Source organism: Kingella bonacorsii (genome assembly GCF_016623605.1).
Classification (GTDB): domain Bacteria; phylum Pseudomonadota; class Gammaproteobacteria; order Burkholderiales; family Neisseriaceae; genus Kingella_B; species Kingella_B oralis.
Genome location: NZ_JAEHNZ010000003.1, coordinates 188656 through 206012 on the forward strand (window position 1 = coordinate 188656; position 17357 = coordinate 206012).

The 17357-nt window shown below is 54.7% G+C and carries 21 protein-coding genes; 4 read left to right on the top strand and 17 right to left on the bottom strand.

Annotated features, from left to right (window positions below; translation table 11 throughout):
• Positions 1 to 119: 119 nt before the first annotated feature.
• The 11 genes from JDW22_RS09885 to mraZ are packed head-to-tail and all read right to left on the bottom strand — an operon-like array spanning position 120 to position 9034.
• A complete protein-coding gene (locus JDW22_RS09885; protein WP_200522919.1) occupies positions 120 to 593 on the bottom strand; it encodes a DUF4190 domain-containing protein in 474 nt (157 codons plus the stop codon).
• Between the two features lie 42 nt (positions 594 to 635).
• Positions 636 to 1292 (bottom strand): DUF4190 domain-containing protein, encoded by a 657-nt coding sequence (locus JDW22_RS13710; RefSeq protein ID WP_235965416.1) that lies wholly within the window; start codon positions 1290 to 1292, stop codon positions 636 to 638.
• A 43-nt stretch (positions 1293 to 1335) separates the two neighbouring features.
• Positions 1336 to 2688 (bottom strand): UDP-N-acetylmuramoyl-tripeptide--D-alanyl-D-alanine ligase, encoded by a 1353-nt coding sequence (locus tag JDW22_RS09895; RefSeq protein WP_200522920.1) that lies wholly within the window; start codon positions 2686 to 2688, stop codon positions 1336 to 1338.
• A gap of 41 nt (positions 2689 to 2729) precedes the next feature.
• A complete protein-coding gene (locus JDW22_RS09900) occupies positions 2730 to 3497 on the bottom strand; it encodes a calcium:proton antiporter (protein WP_235965444.1) in 768 nt (255 codons plus the stop codon).
• 30 nt (positions 3498 to 3527) lie between these two features.
• Positions 3528 to 3809 carry a hypothetical protein gene (locus tag JDW22_RS13715; RefSeq protein ID WP_235965456.1) on the bottom strand — a complete coding sequence of 94 codons (282 nt, stop codon included), beginning with the start codon at positions 3807 to 3809 and terminating at the stop codon, positions 3528 to 3530.
• A 42-nt stretch (positions 3810 to 3851) separates the two neighbouring features.
• A complete protein-coding gene (locus JDW22_RS09905) occupies positions 3852 to 5333 on the bottom strand; it encodes a UDP-N-acetylmuramoyl-L-alanyl-D-glutamate--2,6-diaminopimelate ligase (protein WP_200522921.1) in 1482 nt (493 codons plus the stop codon).
• Between the two features lie 32 nt (positions 5334 to 5365).
• Positions 5366 to 5524 (bottom strand): hypothetical protein, encoded by a 159-nt coding sequence (locus tag JDW22_RS09910; protein WP_200522922.1) that lies wholly within the window; start codon positions 5522 to 5524, stop codon positions 5366 to 5368.
• A gap of 4 nt (positions 5525 to 5528) precedes the next feature.
• Entirely contained in the window at positions 5529 to 7280 is a 1752-nt protein-coding gene (locus JDW22_RS09915; protein ID WP_235965465.1) for a peptidoglycan D,D-transpeptidase FtsI family protein, read from the bottom strand.
• A gap of 56 nt (positions 7281 to 7336) precedes the next feature.
• Entirely contained in the window at positions 7337 to 7594 is a 258-nt protein-coding gene (locus tag JDW22_RS09920) for a cell division protein FtsL (protein ID WP_200522924.1), read from the bottom strand.
• A gap of 10 nt (positions 7595 to 7604) precedes the next feature.
• The gene (gene rsmH / locus JDW22_RS09925; protein WP_200522925.1) at positions 7605 to 8579 is read right to left on the bottom strand and encodes a 16S rRNA (cytosine(1402)-N(4))-methyltransferase RsmH; all 975 of its coding nucleotides are present in this window, start codon (positions 8577 to 8579) and stop codon (positions 7605 to 7607) included.
• Entirely contained in the window at positions 8576 to 9034 is a 459-nt protein-coding gene (gene mraZ, locus JDW22_RS09930) for a division/cell wall cluster transcriptional repressor MraZ (protein ID WP_003797290.1), read from the bottom strand. The genes rsmH and mraZ overlap by 4 nt, the downstream gene beginning before the upstream one ends.
• Before the next feature lie 318 nt (positions 9035 to 9352).
• Between mraZ and JDW22_RS09935 the strand changes: the two genes are divergently transcribed.
• The gene (locus JDW22_RS09935) at positions 9353 to 10525 is read left to right on the top strand and encodes a class I SAM-dependent methyltransferase (protein WP_200522926.1); all 1173 of its coding nucleotides are present in this window, start codon (positions 9353 to 9355) and stop codon (positions 10523 to 10525) included.
• A gap of 182 nt (positions 10526 to 10707) precedes the next feature.
• Here the strand turns inward: JDW22_RS09935 and JDW22_RS13985 are convergent, their stop codons facing one another.
• Positions 10708 to 10836 carry a hypothetical protein gene (locus JDW22_RS13985; RefSeq protein WP_268884234.1) on the bottom strand — a complete coding sequence of 43 codons (129 nt, stop codon included), beginning with the start codon at positions 10834 to 10836 and terminating at the stop codon, positions 10708 to 10710.
• Between the two features lie 51 nt (positions 10837 to 10887).
• Here JDW22_RS13985 and pseF point away from each other — a divergent pair, with 51 nt between their 5' ends.
• Positions 10888 to 11586 (top strand): pseudaminic acid cytidylyltransferase, encoded by a 699-nt coding sequence (gene pseF, locus JDW22_RS09940; protein WP_200522927.1) that lies wholly within the window; start codon positions 10888 to 10890, stop codon positions 11584 to 11586.
• A gap of 446 nt (positions 11587 to 12032) precedes the next feature.
• Positions 12033 to 13706 (top strand): UDP-2,4-diacetamido-2,4,6-trideoxy-beta-L-altropyranose hydrolase, encoded by a 1674-nt coding sequence (pseG, locus tag JDW22_RS09945; RefSeq protein ID WP_200522928.1) that lies wholly within the window; start codon positions 12033 to 12035, stop codon positions 13704 to 13706.
• On the opposite strand, the gene JDW22_RS09950 is transcribed toward pseG, so the two are convergent.
• Positions 13680 to 13826, bottom strand: a complete 147-nt coding sequence (locus JDW22_RS09950; protein WP_200522929.1) for a hypothetical protein — start codon at positions 13824 to 13826, stop codon at positions 13680 to 13682. The two genes, pseG and JDW22_RS09950, sit on opposite strands and share 27 nt — an antisense overlap.
• A 65-nt stretch (positions 13827 to 13891) precedes the next feature.
• On the opposite strand from JDW22_RS09950, the gene JDW22_RS09955 reads away from it, so the two are divergent.
• Complete coding sequence (locus tag JDW22_RS09955) at positions 13892 to 14035, top strand: hypothetical protein (protein WP_200522930.1); 144 nt, start codon at positions 13892 to 13894, stop codon at positions 14033 to 14035.
• Here JDW22_RS09955 and JDW22_RS09960 read toward each other — a convergent pair.
• The 4 genes from JDW22_RS09960 to JDW22_RS09970 form a co-directional block, all read right to left on the bottom strand.
• Positions 14028 to 15275, bottom strand: coding sequence for a surface lipoprotein assembly modifier (locus JDW22_RS09960; protein WP_235965476.1), 1248 nt, complete (start codon positions 15273 to 15275; stop codon positions 14028 to 14030). The two genes, JDW22_RS09955 and JDW22_RS09960, sit on opposite strands and share 8 nt — an antisense overlap.
• A gap of 24 nt (positions 15276 to 15299) precedes the next feature.
• On the bottom strand, positions 15300 to 15446 hold the full coding sequence (locus JDW22_RS13720) for a hypothetical protein (protein WP_235965482.1): 147 nt from the start codon (positions 15444 to 15446) through the stop codon (positions 15300 to 15302).
• A 127-nt stretch (positions 15447 to 15573) separates the two neighbouring features.
• Entirely contained in the window at positions 15574 to 16497 is a 924-nt protein-coding gene (locus tag JDW22_RS09965; RefSeq protein WP_200522931.1) for a Slam-dependent surface lipoprotein, read from the bottom strand.
• A gap of 419 nt (positions 16498 to 16916) precedes the next feature.
• The gene (locus JDW22_RS09970) at positions 16917 to 17312 is read right to left on the bottom strand and encodes a hypothetical protein (protein ID WP_200522932.1); all 396 of its coding nucleotides are present in this window, start codon (positions 17310 to 17312) and stop codon (positions 16917 to 16919) included.
• Positions 17313 to 17357 lie beyond the last annotated feature (45 nt).

Genomic DNA, 17357 nt, shown 5'->3' on the forward strand with positions numbered 1-17357 from the left:
CTGCCGTTGTGAGAGTTTAAGTTGTTGTTTATAAAACCGCGCGGATTATAGGGGAATGGGCGTGAGGTGGGGGGTAAAATTTATAGATGGAGAGATGATGTTTGCTGCATGAACGCCATCTATTTGCTCATATTGCTCATAACATTGCTTGCACCAACTAACAATGATATGAAAAACGCCTTCATGGCTCTAGCAAAATCGTCTGTAAACGCATCCACAGTAACAGCAAGAAGAATAGGTCCAGTCAGCCAACCAATATAGCCCAAGATTAAACCTATTAACGCGACACCTGCGCCACTCTCGTTAGGATTTTTGCGAATTTTGCTGCGTGCTGAGTGCCCCATGGCGATAGCAGCAATGTTCAGAAATGATGGGATAAAAGGCAGTAAACCGATTAACGCACCAATTAAGCAAAGCGTAGCTAGGGCACTGGCACTTAGGGACGTGGATTCTTGGTTTGACGCGTCTGAACTTTGCGCTTGTTCTGAGTTTGGATTGTGTTCTGAACTTTGCTCCAAATTTGAACTGGGTTCTGGGTTAGTCTCTTGGTTTGGCGTATTGGAATTTAGATTGGGGTTCGGCGTATCCGACATGATGCGTCCTTTCGTTTAGCGTTTTCGGGTTTTCAGGCTGCCTCACAGCAGCGACAACAGCCACCTAAACAATTCATTTATCACCGCTTCAAAACTCATCCCATACAAAATCATCACGATAACCACCGCCGCCAGCATAATCAGCGGCACAACCAGCAAGCCGATGTAGCCCATGATTAAGCCTGCCAACGCGATGCCTGCGCCGTCTTCGTTTGGGTTTTGACGGATTTGGCTACGCGCCATGTGCCCCATCACAATGGCGGCGATGTTGATTACGCCTGCGGAGGGCAGCCCGCCCGCCAAGCCCAGCAGTCCGCAAATCAGGCTCACCACGGCTAGGATATTGGTGGTGCGGGGCGTAGGGTTGGGGGTGTTTGCCATAGCGTGTCCTTTGCTGTTTGCTGGGTTAAACGGCGTTTCAGGCTGCCTTAGCCGCGTGCTGCTGCCGATAGGTTTCCACATCCAGCACGCAAATGGGAAACGATGCGCCTGCGCCCGCATCCCCAGCCAAAAAGCAAGCAACAGCGCGGCGAGTATCCCTATCCGCTTGGCGGTTTTCATTCTATTTTTGTTGCTGTTTTCAGGCTGCAACCTTTGCCAACCCTGCAACTGATGGAGCGTTGGCGATTTGCCGACATCTTGGCAAACCAGTCCCATGCCTTGTTTAATCAGCCATTTGGCGGCGAACCGCCGCTCCATTTTGGTTTTCAGGCTGCCTCTTGCGGCATAGGCAGCCTGAAAACTATGCCAACAACGCCGCCACCACTTCTTCCATCTGCATAAAGCGCGAACCTTTTACCAACACGCTGGCGCGTTCGGGCAAATTGTGCGCCAACACTTGAATCAGCGGGTCTTTATCGGCAAACCATAGCCCGTTGCCGCCAAATTTTTCGGCAGCCTGAACGCTGTTGTCGCCCACAAAATAGGCATATTCAATGCCCAAATCGCGCGCATAAACGCCGATTTCTTCGTGCATACTCGGCGCTTCGTCCTCGCCCAGTTCGCCCATGTCGCCCATCACAAACACGCGCGGCGCGGGTAGCTTGGCGAGCACATCCAGCGCGGCTTTCATGCTGTCGGGGTTGGCGTTGTAGGTGTCGTCCAAAATCAGCGCTTGGCGGATGCCGTTTTTGCGTTGCAGCCGCCCTTTGATGTTGCTGAACGCGGCTAATCCACGGGCGATTTCAGGCTGCCCTGTGCCACCTGCCAGCGCCAGCGCGGCAGCGGCGCAAGCGTTGCTGATGTTGTGCCTGCCTGCCACGGGCAACTGAATCGCTTGGCGCGCGCCGTCACACACCAAATCAAACGTGCTGCTTAAAGGTTCTAGCGCAATGTTCTCAGCGTGGACATCACCCGTTGTTAAGCCAAAGGTTCGCGTTTGCCATGCGCTTGCGGCAGCCTGAAAAAGGGCAAAGTTGCCATCTTCAATCGGCAAGATGGCCACGCCGTTTTCAGGCAGCCCTTGGTAAATCTCGGCTTTGGCGCGTGCGATGTCGTCCACGCCGTTAAAACCGCAGCCAATGTGGGCGCGCATGGCGTTGTTCACCAGCGCCACATTGGGCGCGGCGATGCGCGTGAGCACCGCCAATTCGCCCGCGTGGTTCATGCCCATTTCAATCACGGCGTGGCGATGCTGCTCGCGCAAATTGAGCAGCGTGAGCGGCAAGCCGATGTGGTTGTTGAAATTGCCCGCCGTCGCCAACACAGCATCCGCGCCGTGCGCCGTGCGCAAAATGGTCGCCAGCATTTCTTTCACCGTGGTTTTGCCGCTTGACCCTGTGATGCCGTACACAAACGGGTTGAGCTGCTTGCGCCATGCGGCGGCGAGCGTTTGCAGCGCGGCAAGGGTATCGTCCACTTTAAGGCAGCCTGAAAACGAGGCGCAGTCGCCGCGCGACACGACGGCGGTTGCGCCTTTGGCCAACACGTCGGGCACAAAATCGTGCGCGTCGTGGTTTTCGCCGACTAGGGCGAAGAATAGGTCGCCCTGTTGGGCGGTGCGGCTGTCGGTGGTGATTTGGTTGATGGGGCTGTCTGTGGCGATTTCAGGCAGCCTGAAAAGACGGCGGACGAAGTTTTGGGTAAGTGCGGTCATGGTTTTCACTCAATAAAATGGTTTTCAGGCTGCCTCATCGCTCATGGCACAATCACCGTAAACACATACGCCGCCAAATTTACCAGCAAAACAATGCCATACAGCATATTGGTTTTGCCATAATGCAGCGACAGCATCACGGTAAACGTGCTCAACCCGAGCAGCAGCATGGATTTGGCATCCAAGCCCAGCACCACGTCAATATCATAAATCAGGCACACCAACGCCACGGCGGGAATGGTGAGCCCGATGCTGGCAAGGGCAGAACCCAACGCCAGATTGATGCTGGTTTGCAAGCGGTTGCGGCGGGCGGCGGTGAGCGCGGCGAGGCTTTCGGGCATCAGCACCACGGCGGCGATAATCACGCCCACCAGCGCCTTGGGCGCGCCCCACGACACCACCATGCTTTCAATGGCGGGCGACAGGGCTTTTGCCAACGCAATCACCACGCCCAAACACACCACTAAGCACACCAAGCTAGCCAGCGCGATTTGGGTGGGCGGCGGCTCGGCATGGTGGCTGGGGTCTTCATCGTCTGCCAAAAAATAATCGCGGTGGCGCACGGTTTGGGTCAGGATAAAGGAAAAATACAGCACAAAAGACGCAACGGCGATAAACAGCAGCTGCGCCGTGTTGTAGCTGCCCGATGGCGTGCTGGTGGTGAAATTGGGCAGCACCAGCGTGAGCACCAAAATGGAAATCAGCGTTACCAGCGCGGTACTCACCGATTTTTTATTGAAAAATTGCTCGCGGTGTTTCAAGCCACCAATTAGCAGGCACACGCCCAATAATCCCGTTAAAATCAACATGATAGCAGCAAACACCGTATCGCGCGCCAACTACGCAGCGTTACTGCCCCCGCCCATCATCATGGAAACAATCAACCCCACTTCCAGCACGGTAATCGCCAGCGCGAGAATAATCGTGCCAAACGGTTCGCCCACTTTGTGCGCCACCACTTCGGCATGGTGCACGGCGGATAGCACGCTGCCAATCAGCATCGCGCCGCCAATCAACTGCAACGGCACGCTGCCTTTGATGCCGATGAAATACACTAGCCATGCGGCGATGGGCAGGGCGATAGACCAGATGGGAAGGAGGTTGTGTGCGGGTTTTGTCATGTTGGGATTGAAAGTAAGGTTGGGTTTGGGTTTTCAGGCTGCCTACCATTGCCCTAAGGCATCTTGCGCCACTTCAAAATCAGAAAAATGATGTTTCACTCCTTGAACATCCTGATACGTCTCATGCCCCTTGCCTGCAATCAGCACAATATCTTGCGCCTTGGCTTGGGCGATGGTTTGTTCAATCGCGGCTTTGCGGTCGGCTTCCACCAGCGCGGGCTGTGGCACGGCGGGCAGGATATCGTTAATGATGGCTTGGGGCTGCTCGGTGCGCGGGTTGTCGCTGGTTACCACCACGCGGTCGGCAAATTGGCTGGCGACGGCGCCCATCAGCGGGCGTTTGCCGCGGTCGCGGTCGCCGCCGCAGCCGAACACGCACCAAAGGCTGCCTGCAGGCTGCTTGATTTCGCGCAGGGTGGTGAGGGCTTTTTCCAGCGCATCGGGCGTGTGGGCGTAATCCACCACCACCAGCGGTTTGTCGGGCTGGATAATGCAATCCATGCGCCCTGTGGCGGGACGGATGCGGGATAACGCGGCTAAGGCAGCCTGAAAATCGTAGCCCGCGGCGCAGAGTGCGCCCAGCGCGGCGGCGAAGTTTTGCGCGTTAAACCGCCCGAGCAGCCGGGTTTGCGCGCTGCCGTTGCCCCATGGTGTCGCCAAGCTGATGCTCATGCCTTGGGTGCTGGCGGCAAACTGGGTGATGCGGATGTCGGCTTGCTCGTTGAAGCCGTAGGTGTAGGTTTTCAGGCTGCCTCTGTTGTGTTTAAGCTCGGCGGCGAGTGCTGCGCCAAATGCGTCGTCGCTGTTGATGATGGCGTTTTGCAAGCCTTGCCAGTAGAACAGCCGCGCTTTGGTTGCGCCATATTCTGCCATGCTGCCGTGGTAGTCCAAATGGTCGCGGGTTAAATTGGTGAACACGGCGGTGTGAAAGGGCACGCCGTTCACGCGGTATTGCGCCAAGCCGTGGCTGGACACTTCCATGGCGATGCTGCGCGCGCCTTGTTGTTTGAATTGGCGGATGAGTGTTTGCACGGCAACGGGGTCGGGCGTGGTGTGCGTGGTGGCTTGCAATTCGCCGAAAAAGCCGTTGCCCACCGTGCCGATGATGGCGCAGCTTTGGGTTTGTTCCAAATTATCCATCGCTTGGGCAAGCCATTGGGTGATGGAGGTTTTGCCGTTGGTGCCTGTTACGCCGATGATTTTCAGGCTGCCCGAAAGGTTGCCATAGGCTTGCGCCGCCACCATGCCCGCGCGTTGGCTCAAATCGCTGATGCCTTGGTTGGGCACGCGCCATTCGGGCTGCCATTGGAACGCGCCATCGTCGTCCCAATACACGAAACTTGCGCCGCGGGCGATGGCATCGGCGATGTAGTTTCTGCCGTCGGAATATTCGCCCTGGCAGGCGATGAAGACATCACCGGGCTGGATTTTGCGGCTGTCGGCGTGCAGCGTTTGGCAGCCTGAAACGGTGTGTTGCAAGGCGGGAAGGACGGGTTGGGCGGGAGCGGCTTTTTGGCTGAACATGGTAAATCTCTACAAACTTTACAAAAGGGTTTTCAGGCTGCCTGCGAACGGCGTTGGCGAATGCACGCATTCATCGCGGTGACACACAAGGCAGCCTGAAAAGCCTGCTGAATGCGGGCGCAACCGTTTTCAGGCTGCCGATTAACAAAAAAACCTTTGCCGCACCCAAAGTGCCGCAAAGGTCGTTGCATGGGGCTATCGTTTTTTGGCAACGTTGGCTGCGGGTTCGGCGTTCACATAAGTAGGTTTCACGCCTAATTTTTTCAGCCCGCCCGCCATAATCTCGCGGAACGCAGGCCCTGCCACCGTGCCGCCGTAATAGCCTTTGCCGCGCGGCTCGTCGATGCTCACCGCCACAATCAAACGCGGATTTTGCGCGGGCGCGAAGCCCACGAAGCTGGCGCGGTATTTATCGGCATAACCGCCTGCGCTGGCTTTGCGCGCCGTGCCTGTTTTGGCGGCGACATCATAGCCCGGCACTGCGCCGTCTTGCCCCGTGCCGCCCTTGCGCGTGATGCTCACCATCATTTCGCGCATTTGTTTGGCGGTTTCGGGTTTGATGACTTGCGTGCCTTTGGGCGTTTGCGTTTGCTTGTAGATGGTGGCGGGCATCAATTTGCCGCCTGCGGTGAAAATGGTGTAGCCCTGCGCCATTTGCAGCAAATTCGCGGTAATCGCGTAGCCGTAAGACATCACGGCGCGATCCAGTTTGCTCCATTTGTCGGCGGGTTTAATCGCTTTGTTTTGCTCGCCGCTTACGCCCGAGCCTGTTTTGCGCCCAAAGCCCACATCGGAAAAATGCTGATACAAACTTTGGTTGTCATACAGCGCGGCGATGTGGCTGGTGCCCACGTTAGACGATTTTTGCAAAATGCCTTGCGTGGTGAGCGAAGGGTAGTCGTGCGTATCGCGGATGGTTTTATCGCCAATCGCATAAGGGCGCGTGTTGAAAGTGCTGTTGCGCCCGATTTTGCCGTCGTCCAAGGCTTTGGCGATGATAAAAGGCTTCATCACCGAACCGGGCTCCATCGTTTCGCTTACGGCGAAGTTGCGCAGGCTGGTGGCGGGGTATTCCTGATAATAATTGGCATCGTAATCGGGCAGGCTGGTCATCGCCAGAATTTCGCCCGTTTGCGCGTCTAACACCACCGCGCCGCCTGCTTTGGCGTTAAAGTTTTTCAACGTTGCCGCCAGCTGATCGTGCGCCAGCTGCTGCAAATCTTGGTCAACCGACAGCACCAGCGTTTCGCCCGATTTTGCCGCCGTGTTTTCGGGCGAATCAATCAGCTCAACAATATTGCCATGGCGGTCGCGCAGCACCACTTGCCGCCCGTCTTCGCCCACCAAACGTTGATTTGCCACGCGTTCCAAGCCCTCCAAGCCTTCGCCTTTGTCGTTGGCAAAGCCCACAATGTGCGAAAACAGATTGCCTGTGGGATAGGCGCGTTCGGTGCGCTCCTCAAAGCGCAAAGAAGGAATATTCAACGCTTTCAGCGCGTCGGCTTCTTCCAGCGAAAGCTCGGTTTTAAACTGCACATATTGGCTGGAACGGTCTTGCAATTTCCGGCGCACTTCGTTTTCAGGCAGCCTTAAAATCGCCGCCAGCTTGGCAAACTGTTCATTGCTGATGGCGTTCCAGTTAATCTCATCGCCTTGGCGTTTGGGCGCGTAAATCGCTTTGGGGTTAAACGTTGCCACTTTCAAATAACGGCTCACCGCTAAAATCGCGCCGTTGCGGTCGGTAATCGTGCCGCGCAGCGCAGGGCTTTTGATGCTACGAACCACGCGGTTTTCGCTAAACTTGCTCAACTCGCTATGATGCTGCGCCTGCACGCGAAAGCTATGCCCCACCAGCACGCAAAACGCGCCGCCAATTGCCAGCATCAGCCACGAAAGGCGTTTATTCCCCTCAACCACTTGGCGTTTGGTTTCTTCTTTTTTTGCCATGTATGGCTTAAATTCATTATGGATTAACATCGTGTTCTTCTTAACTTCTTAACTACTTAATAACCAACAGCCACCGTATTTTCTGATGTAGGTGCGCTCATCTTCATTCTTTCAGCAGCTCGCGCCACTTGCTTAGAATCAGACAGCTTGCTTTGCTCGTAAACCAACTCGGCATGGTCTTGATTCAAGCGAATTTTCTCTTCTTGTCCTTTGCCATAAAGGTGCGTTTGCCGCTTAATCCCCATGCGCAAATCGGTTACATATAACGCCGAAAGCGTAACGGAAACCAGCAAAATAAAATTTAACTTAGACATCTTCACCCCATTAGGCAGCCTGAAAATCAAATTGCCCTGCCGTGCGCTCCGCCACACGAAGCACCGCAGAACGCGCACGCGGATTGGCAGCCACTTCCGCCGCGCTTGCCTTAACCGCCTTGCCGATTGCCAACAAAGGCGGCTGCGGCAAATCTGCATCGCGCACCATCGCCCATTTGGGCAACGGCGCATGAGTAGCATATTGACGGATAAACTGCTTCACCAGCCTATCTTCCAACGAATGAAACGCAATCACCGCCAATCGCCCACCCAAATTCAATCGTTCAACCGCTTGCGGCAAGACCGCTTGGATTTCGTCCAGCTCGCGGTTAATAAAGATGCGAATGGCTTGAAAGGTTCGCGTTGCAGGGTCTTGTCCTCGCTCACGAGTACGGACGCATTGCGCCGCGATTTTCGCCAGCTTGAAGGTTGTATCAATGGGCGTTTCGCCCCGCTGCGCGACAATTGCACGCGCAATCGCGCGACTAAACCGCTCTTCACCATAATTCTTGATTACCTCGTTTATTTCATCTTCGCCGGCAACCGCTAGCCAATCGGCAGCCGATTGCCCGCGCGTGGTGTCCATGCGCATATCCAGCGGCGCATCAAAGCGAAAGCTGAACCCGCGCGACGCATCGTCAATTTGCGGCGAAGAAATGCCCAAATCAAACAACGCGCCATCAATTTTTGCCACGCCCAGTTCATCTAAGGCAGCCTGAAAATGGGAAAAGCCATTGTGTACCACGCTTACACGCGCATCTTGCGCCGCCAAATCTCGTGCCACCGCAATCGCTTGCGGGTCTTTGTCAAACACCACCAGCCGCCCTTTTGCGCCCAGCTTGGACAAAATCAAACGCGAATGCCCGCCGCGCCCAAACGTGCCGTCCACATAAATACCGTTTTCTTGAATATTCAGCGCATCAACAGCTTCATTCAATAAAACGGTTATGTGTTGAAATGGTTCAGGTTTTTCAGCTAAATTCATAATTGCAAATCGGTTTGGCTTAAATCAAAATCCAGCTCATCGGGGTCAATAGACAAGGCTTTTTCGGTTTCTGCCATTTTTTGTTCCAAGCCCCAAAGTTCAAGACGATTCACGCGCCCCACCAGCATCACATCTTTATCAAAATTCACCAAACGGCGCAGATTTTGCGGCAGCAACACGCGCCCTGCGCTATCTAATTCCAATGTTTCCGCATTGTGCAGCAGCAAATTTTGATAAAGCTGCAAATTGGGCTTGCCTTTTACGTTGAGCGACAAAAGCTGTTGCTCCACTTTCTCCCACTCGCCTTCGGGATAAAACAGCAAGCGGTCGCGACTATCCAACGTGGCAACGATGCGTTGCGTGTCAAAATCGCGCGACAGGGCATCACGAAACTTGGCCGGAATCGCCAATCGTCCTTTGTTATCAAGGGTTAATTCGTGTGAGCCGCGAAACATAGTTAAAAATCGGGTTGGTTTTACAATTTGGGAAAGTTTTACCACTTGGCACCACTTCTCCCCACATGACTACACTATAAGCAAAAAACGGCTGTCGGTCAAATTGTCCAACTAGAATTAACTCTTTAAAAACATATTAAAATTTCATTTTTAAACGCATTTCAGGCAGCCTGAAAACGCATTCAAGCTGCCTGAAAAAACATGGAAAATTTTTTACCAATAAAAACAAAGCGTGCTCAAAACCACTTCGTTTCGCACGCGCCAACAAAGCCATTTATAATAGCTTTTCCGCTTCACACTTTTACATAACTTAACCTTATGAGTTCAACACAAATCCCACATTTGGATAGCAATCAACAGCAAGCCAGCGATGCGCTCGCGCAGATTATCGCCGCCGAAATTGCCCAACATGGCGCGATACCGTTTTCGCGTTTTATGGAGCTTGCGCTTTACGCACCGCAATATGGTTATTACACGGGCGGGGCGCATAAAATTGGCGCGGCGGGCGATTTTGTTACCGCGCCCACGTTGTCGCCGTTGTTTGGGCAAACTCTGGCGCGGCAAATTGCGCCGCTGCTGCCGCAAACGGCAGGCAATGTGTATGAATTTGGCGCGGGCACGGGTGCACTGGCGGCAACCTTGTTAAACGCGCTTTCAGACTGCCTGAATGCTTATTATATTATGGAGCTGTCGCCCGAATTGGCGGCGCGGCAACGGGCATACATTCAGCAACACGCGCCAAATTTAGCGCATAAAGTGAAGCACTTATCCGCCCTGCCCTGTTCTTTTGACGGCGTTATCCTGGGCAATGAGGTGTTGGATGCAATGCCGATTGAGCGCGTTTGCCGTCATGAAAACGGCGATTTTTCGCGCGTGTGTGTGGGCTATGAAGCGGAGCGGTTTGCGCTGCGTTATCAATCGTTGCTTGACCCCGACCTTTTTCAGGCTGCCTTAAATTATTTTCCCGACCCTGCTTTGCTGCCATACACGGGCGACTACACCAGCGAATTGCATCCCGCGCAGCACGCTTTTATCCGCACGCTGGCGCAAAAGCTCACGCGCGGCGCGATGATTTGGCTGGATTATGGCTTTGACGCGGCGCAGTATTACCACCCCGAGCGCAGCGATGGTACGCTGATTGGGCATCATCGCCACCACAGCATCCACGACCCGTTTTTTCGCGTGGGGCTGACGGATTTGACGGTACACGTTAATTTTAGCGACATCGCGGCGGCGGGCTGCGGCGCGGGCTTGGATTTAATCGGCTACACCAATCAAGCGACTTTTTTATACAATTTGGGCATTTTGGATTTGCTCGCGGCGCAGTTCCCCGAAACCGACACGCCCAGCTATTTTCAGGCTGCCCAAGCGGTCAATACGCTCACTGCGCAGCATGAGATGGGCGAATTGTTTAAAGTGATGGCTTTTGGCAGGGGCGTGGAAGTGGATTGGCCGGGGTTTGCGCGAGGGGATATGTGCCATAAGCTGTGAACGGGGGTTCAGGCTGCTGATATGTATTGCGGATTGCGCTTGCGCGGTTCAATAAAGGCAGCCTGAAACCTGCACCGAGCACGCAACCGATGCCGCGGCGGCTCGCCGACCTCTTGCCATCCCGTAAAACCCTGTTGAACACGACAATTTGGCGACGAGCCGTCGCCGCTCCATTTTAGATTTCAGGCTGCCTCAAACGCCTGATGCAGCCTGAAAAACAAAACGTTTAGCCCGCGCCCGCGCTTACCGCAAAGCGCAAACCTTTTTTCAGGCTGCCTATCGTAACCGTTTACCACAATGCCCTGCCCCATTTAGGCAGCCTGAAAACACCATCCGCAACAATCCCAACCAAGAGACCCGCCATGCCCCTCTGCATCATCCCCGCCCGCGGCGGCAGCAAACGCATCCCGCGCAAAAACATCAAGCCGTTCAACGGCAAACCCATGATTGCCCACAGCATCGCCGCTGCCCAAGATTCAGGCTGCTTTTCGCAAATCATCGTCTCCACCGACGATCCCGAAATCGCCGCCATCGCCCAGCAATACGGCGCAAGCGTCCCGTTCACGCGCCCGCGCGAACTCGCCAACGACTATGCCACCACAGGCGCAGTCATCGCCCATGCCGTGCAATGGATGCAACAACACGGCTGGCAAGGCAACGCCGCCTGCTGCCTTTACGCCACCGCGCCCTTTGTACAACCCCATGATTTGCAACAAGGTTTAACTGCGCTCGCCCAATCCCATGCCGACTACGCATTCAGCATCACCAGCTTCCCTTTCCCCATCCAACGCGCCCTCAAACTGCGCGAACACAACCAAGTTGCCATGTTCCAGCCCGAAAACTTCGCCGTCCGCAGCCAAGACCTAGAAGCCGCATGGCACGACGCAGGGCAGTTCTACTGGGGCACAACCGCCGCGTGGCTCGCGCAAAAACCCATTTTCAACAGCCACAGCATCGGCATCAAAATCCCCCGCCACCGCGTGCAAGACATTGACACACCCGAAGATTGGACACGCGCCGAAATTTTGTATCGCGTGCTGCAAGAGCAAGCAAGCGAATAAACCGTTTTCAGGCTGCATCTTTACTCAACGCCAATAAGCAGCCTGAAAAAATAAAACCGCTTGATGTTGAGCCAACTGAGTAAATCGGCTTTTCAGGCTGCCTAATCTATCGCAACAGGTTGATGCTACTGCTTTCTCCCCTACGTCCAGCCGAACAGAGCGTCCTTTTTTCGGGAAAAAGCGTGCGCTTGTTCGACGACGCACGAAGTGCGGCTAGTTCGCACGCGTCGAAAAAAGGATGTGGAGTGAGGGAAGTTCGCGCAGCGAACCTGCACGTCGGGGTCGCCTTTCTTTGCTTACTTTCTTTGGCGAAGCAAAGAAAGTAAGTCGCCTGCGCCGCGATAAGGCGCAAAGGCAAACGCATCACCAATGTTTACCGAAACACAGCTAATGCTATTCTGATTTCACAGAACTTCGTTTCAAACTGCTCCCCAAAAGGTCTCCCCATGCACTTCCTTATCCGCGCAGACGCATCGCTGCAAATCGGCAGCGGGCACATCATGCGCTGCCTCACCCTCGCCCACAAACTGCGCCAACAGCACCACCGCATCACATTCATCACCCGCGCCCATCAAGGACACCTTGCCGATACCATCCGCCAGCAAGGCTTTGACTGCATCCTGCTGCCCTTGCCCGACCACGCAACAACGTCCGCCCAACCCCAAAGGCAGCCTGAAACCGCGTGCAACGAGCTTCCACCCAGCCCGCCCGCGCCCGCCATCCCCCACGCCGCATGGCTTGCCACCAGCCAAGCGCAAGACATCACCGACTGCGCCCCCCATATCCGCGCCTTAGCCCCCGACTGGATAATCTGCGACCACTACGCCCTAGCCGCCGCATGGCAAACCGCCGCCCGCGCCCTGTGCCACAGCAAAATCATGGTGATAGACGACCTACACGACCGCGCCCACGATGCCGACCTGCTGCTAGACCAAAACCACGCCCACACCGCCGCCGACTACGCCCCACTCGTCCCGCCCAGCTGCCGCATCCTAACAGGCACACGCTACGCCCTACTGCGCGACGAGTTCGCCCAACACCGCACCATCAGCCTGCACCAACGCGCCACGCCCCCAGCAAGGCAGCCTGAAACCGCCTTGCCGCACAGCCAAAACATTCTAATCAACCTAGGTGGCGTGGACAAAGACAACCACACCCTAGCCGTGCTGCAAGCCCTATCCGCCTACGTTTCAGGCAGCCTGAAAGCCCTACCCATCCGCGCCACCATCATCATGGGCGCAACCGCCCCCCATCTCGCCAGCGTGCAACGCTACGCCGCCACCGCCCCCTACCCCGGCCAAGTCATCGCCAACGCCCACAACATGGCAGAACTCATGACCCAAGCCACATGGGCAATCGGCGCAGCAGGCAGCACCTCATGGGAACGCTGCGCCCTCGGCGTACCCACCCTGCTCCTCACCATCGCCGACAACCAACGCTCCATCGCCGCCCAACTGCAACGCGCAGGCGCAGCCCTCGCCCTAGAAGCCAGCCAAATCCACAGCCCCGCCTTCCAAGCCACCCTCACCCACCTGATGCAGCCTGAAAACCAACACCGCATCAGCCAAGCCGCCGCCCAACTATGCGATGCCCACGGCGCAGCGCGCGTCGCCCAACACATCGCCCAACTCACCGCCGCCCCCCAAGCCCAACTGCGCCCCGCCACCGCTGCCGACTGCGCGCGCATCCACGCATGGCGCAACCACCCCAGCATCCGCGCCATGATGTTCCAACCCGACCCTATCCCCCTGCCCCAACACCAAGCATGGTTCGCCGCCCAACTCGCCAACCCCAGCTTCAAAATGTACGTTTACACACTCGGCGGCACCCCCCAAGGCTACGGCAGCCTGAAACGCATCGCCCCCAACGAATACGAATGGGGCTTCTACCTCGCCCCCGATTGCCCACGCGGCAGCGGCAACGGCAGCGCAATGTGCAACCTACTGCTGCAACGCGCCTTTGGCGAACTGGGCGCAACCACCGTGCACGGGCAAGCCCTGCGCCACAACGCTGCCAGCATCGCCCTGCACCGCAAACTCGGTTTCAGGCAGCCTGAAAACAGCCTGCACGACGACAACATCGTCCCATTTGAACTACACGCCGGCGAAGCTTGGCAATAATCCTGCTTCCCACCAACCCAAAGGCAGCCTGAAAACAAAATCACACACGTTTTCAGGCTGCCTTATCTCAATCGTATTCCACACACATGGAGCGTCGGCGGCTCGCCGACATTTTGCCAATCAGCAACACCATGTTAAGTAGGGTGTGTAGCTGTGCCACGTACCGTTTAGCAATGCTCAATGAAATGAATAATGCGCGGCAAAACCACACCCCCTACTTTTTGAATCACTACACATTCCACCCAGTCTCCATCACCACAAACAAAAGCAGCCTGAAAACGCCCCCACGCATTTTCAGGCTGCCTCATCGCATCCCCTCACTTATTTAAACTGCTTAGACACATCCAAAAACACCCGATGATTGTCATACTTATAATAAAAATGGTTGCTGTCCACGTGCGACCACGTCCAGTTCAAACGCGGCTCAAACCCGCGCCACGCCAGCTTTTTATGCGACAGCGACAAGCGCGTGAAATACTCCTTCTCGTTGCGCTTGATATTGAAAAAATCCTCCGCGCGATACTTACGCTTTTGCACGCTACCATGCAGCGAAGTGGTCAAACTATGCTGGCTGCCCCATTGCCGATTCCAGCCCAAGCCCAAATTGCCAAAGCGATACGCCTCCGATTTATCCTTCGCCGAATTTTCCCCGCCGCCCCAGCTCACCACAAAATACTGATAAGGCGACGTGCGATACAGCAGCGACACCGTACCCAAATGCGACGCGCCATCTAAAAACGTGCGCTTATCATGCTTTTTATAGCCCGACTGCCAAGCCGTAAACACCTGCCATTTGGGCGACAACACACGCGAATAACGCATCAATCCGCCCGTTGTGTAGGAATAAGCCTTGCCTCCATACCAGCGTTTCTCATAAAACGGCAACAGCGAAACCTCCTGCTTCGCATCGCGCCACACCGGTCCCGCTTCCAGCCGCGTAACCAAATCATCATAATCGTGCGCATCCCAATAAAACTTACCATACGCCGATGCATTCACCCGCGCCGCCCAATGCCCCTTAATCGGCGTGGTTTTTTGCGCCGATAGCTCATAGCCCACGCCGTGCGCCGATTTAGGCTCGGCAAAACGCCAATAGCCATAAGTGCGCTGCTCGGGCGTGCGCCCCACATTGCTGTCTTGCAGATAATACGCATTGGCGTTGAACTGCCACGCCTTGCTTTTTTGCAAATGCGCGTCAAACTGGTCAATATATTGCGCCACAGGCGCAGGCAAATCAGGCGTTTGCTTCAAGGTTTTCAATTCATTTGCCGCCTCGCGCTGCTTGCCGTTTTGCGACTGGCTCAACGCCAACTGCAAGCGCACAGGCGCGTAATCAGGATGTTCCGCCAAAATTTCGTTAAATAATTTTTCCGCCGCCTCGTGCTTATCATCCGCCAGCAACACCAGCCCTTCCGAATAGCGCGCCAGCACAGAATCCTGCTGCTCGGCAGGCAGCCTGCGATACAACGGCAGCAAAAAACGAATGTTTTCAATATTGTGCTGCGCATTTGCCGTGTCCAGCGCGTTTTTAAGCAAATCAGGGCGTTGCAACAGCTCTTCTTCCGTCATGGAAACCGATGTTTTTTCGCCATTTTACGCCGCTTGCTTTTGCTGATTTTGGCGTTCGGTTTGTTGGATTTGTTCCTCGGTTAAATCCGCCACAGGATTAAGCGGCGTAGCAACGGGCGCGGCTTGGGTGTAAAAGGTTACAGTCAGCAATAAAAAAGGCAGATATTTCATAAAACATTCCATAAGGCAGCCTGAAAAAGGCAGCCTGAAAAAGGCAGCCTGAAAAAGGCAGCCTGAAAATAAAAAAATGGGAAACCCACTCGGTTTAAAACCAAGTGGGTTTATTCACGCTAAATTATTATTTTTTCGCGCCAAACGAGCCAATCCATTTGAAAGTACCGCCACCAACTGGTGCAGGAACTTCTCCATTGAATACTCCGCCCATTTCAGCTGCTTGTGGACCATAGAAGCGACCAGAAGTTTTAACCCCATCTGTTGAAGTACCAGAGAATTGGTTGCCGTCGATTTTTGCCGTTAAAGAAACGGGATTCCAGCGACCCACGCTCACCGAGCCATTTAGTTTTTTCGTGCCAAAATCTACATTAAATGTGGATGTGCCTTCTTCATACACGCCGCCGCCGATAGGGCTGGCTAGGGCTAAACCTGAGTAGGTGGCTTTGCCTGATTTGGGCATATCGGCTTGGGGGGTAACGCTGCCGAGGGCGAACACATAGGCGGGGTTGAAATTGGGGTTGTTGTTGTGGTTTACATCGGTGTAGGAGCCAAAACGCATATGGCTGAGGTAGTTGCCGCTTACCACGGTGGTTTCGTCTCTTTGTGTGATGCGGGTAAACGTGCCTGCGGAAATGCCTTCTCGTTTTAGGGTGATGTCAATGCCGTTTACGGTGATTTTGTCAAAATTGTTGCTGCTGATGGTTTGGGTGGGCGTTTTGCCGCCGTTGTCAATTTCCCCAGGGATAACAACGCCATCGTAGCTTTGCGATGGGCTGGGGGCGGGCGCAGGCGCGGGGGCGATGCTGTTGTTATTTGAACCGCCGCCGTTGTTTAAATTTGAACCGCCTCCGATGTTTGAACCGCCGTTGTTATTGGCATTGCCATTATTTGCACCGCCATTGTTTGAGCCGTTGTTGTTTGAACCATTGTTGTTTGCGCCGCTGTTGTTGTTTGAGCCGCCGTTGTAATTCAGCCCGCCCGAGCCGCTGCTGCCACCGCAAGCGGTTAAGCCTAATAATGCGGCGCAAGCCAATACGGTTAATTTCATTTCATAGAATCGTCCTTTTCATCAAGTTTTAAAACGTGTTTTTAGCCGAAACGGCTGGGGCGGCATGATAACAATTTTTTACAAATAAACAAGTTGTTGTCTTTTATTTTAATAAGAAAATCAACGGAAACAATGTGTTGCAGCGATGAGAAATGGGGATTGAGGCAAGCCGAGCGGTTTGCTTTTCTTTAAGGCAGCCTGAAATCTAAAAATGAAGCGGCGATGGTTTGTTGCTTAATGGCGTGTTCAATAGGTTGATGAGTTGGCAATGTTGTGAGGCTGGGTGCGGCATTGGTTGCTGATTTGCCAAAGTTTCAGGCTGCCTATTGGCGTGGGGCAAATGATTCAAACTGCGCTACGTTTTGTTTAGCAAAAGGCAGCCTGAAAACGTGTGGGAATGCGTTTTCAGGCTGCCTTTGTTACCAAAAAATAGGGCGGAATGGCGAGCGATAAAATGGGCGAGGGAAAAACCAGTCATCGTCGTCGTAAAACATTTCTATGCGTTCTAGCCGCCGTTGGGCAAGGTAGTTTTGCCATGCCATTTTGTAGCAGGCTTGGAACATGGTGTTGTTGATTTTGGCTTGATAGCGTTGTTCAAAATCGCGCTTGGCTTGTGCGCTGGGGTAGCTGCGTTGTTCGTATTGTTCGCGCATCAGCGCGGCGGTGTCGGCATCGCATTGGCTGGCGAGATGGACTTGCAGGGCTTGTTGCGCACGCTGTTGCGCGGCGGCGCGGGCGGCTTGTTGCTCGGGGGTGAGGGCGCAGGCGGTGAGCATGAGGGCGAGCAAAGCGGGCGCGGCGATTTTGGCAAACATGGCAAACTCCTGTGTTGATGCGGTTTCAGGCTGCCTATTATTTCA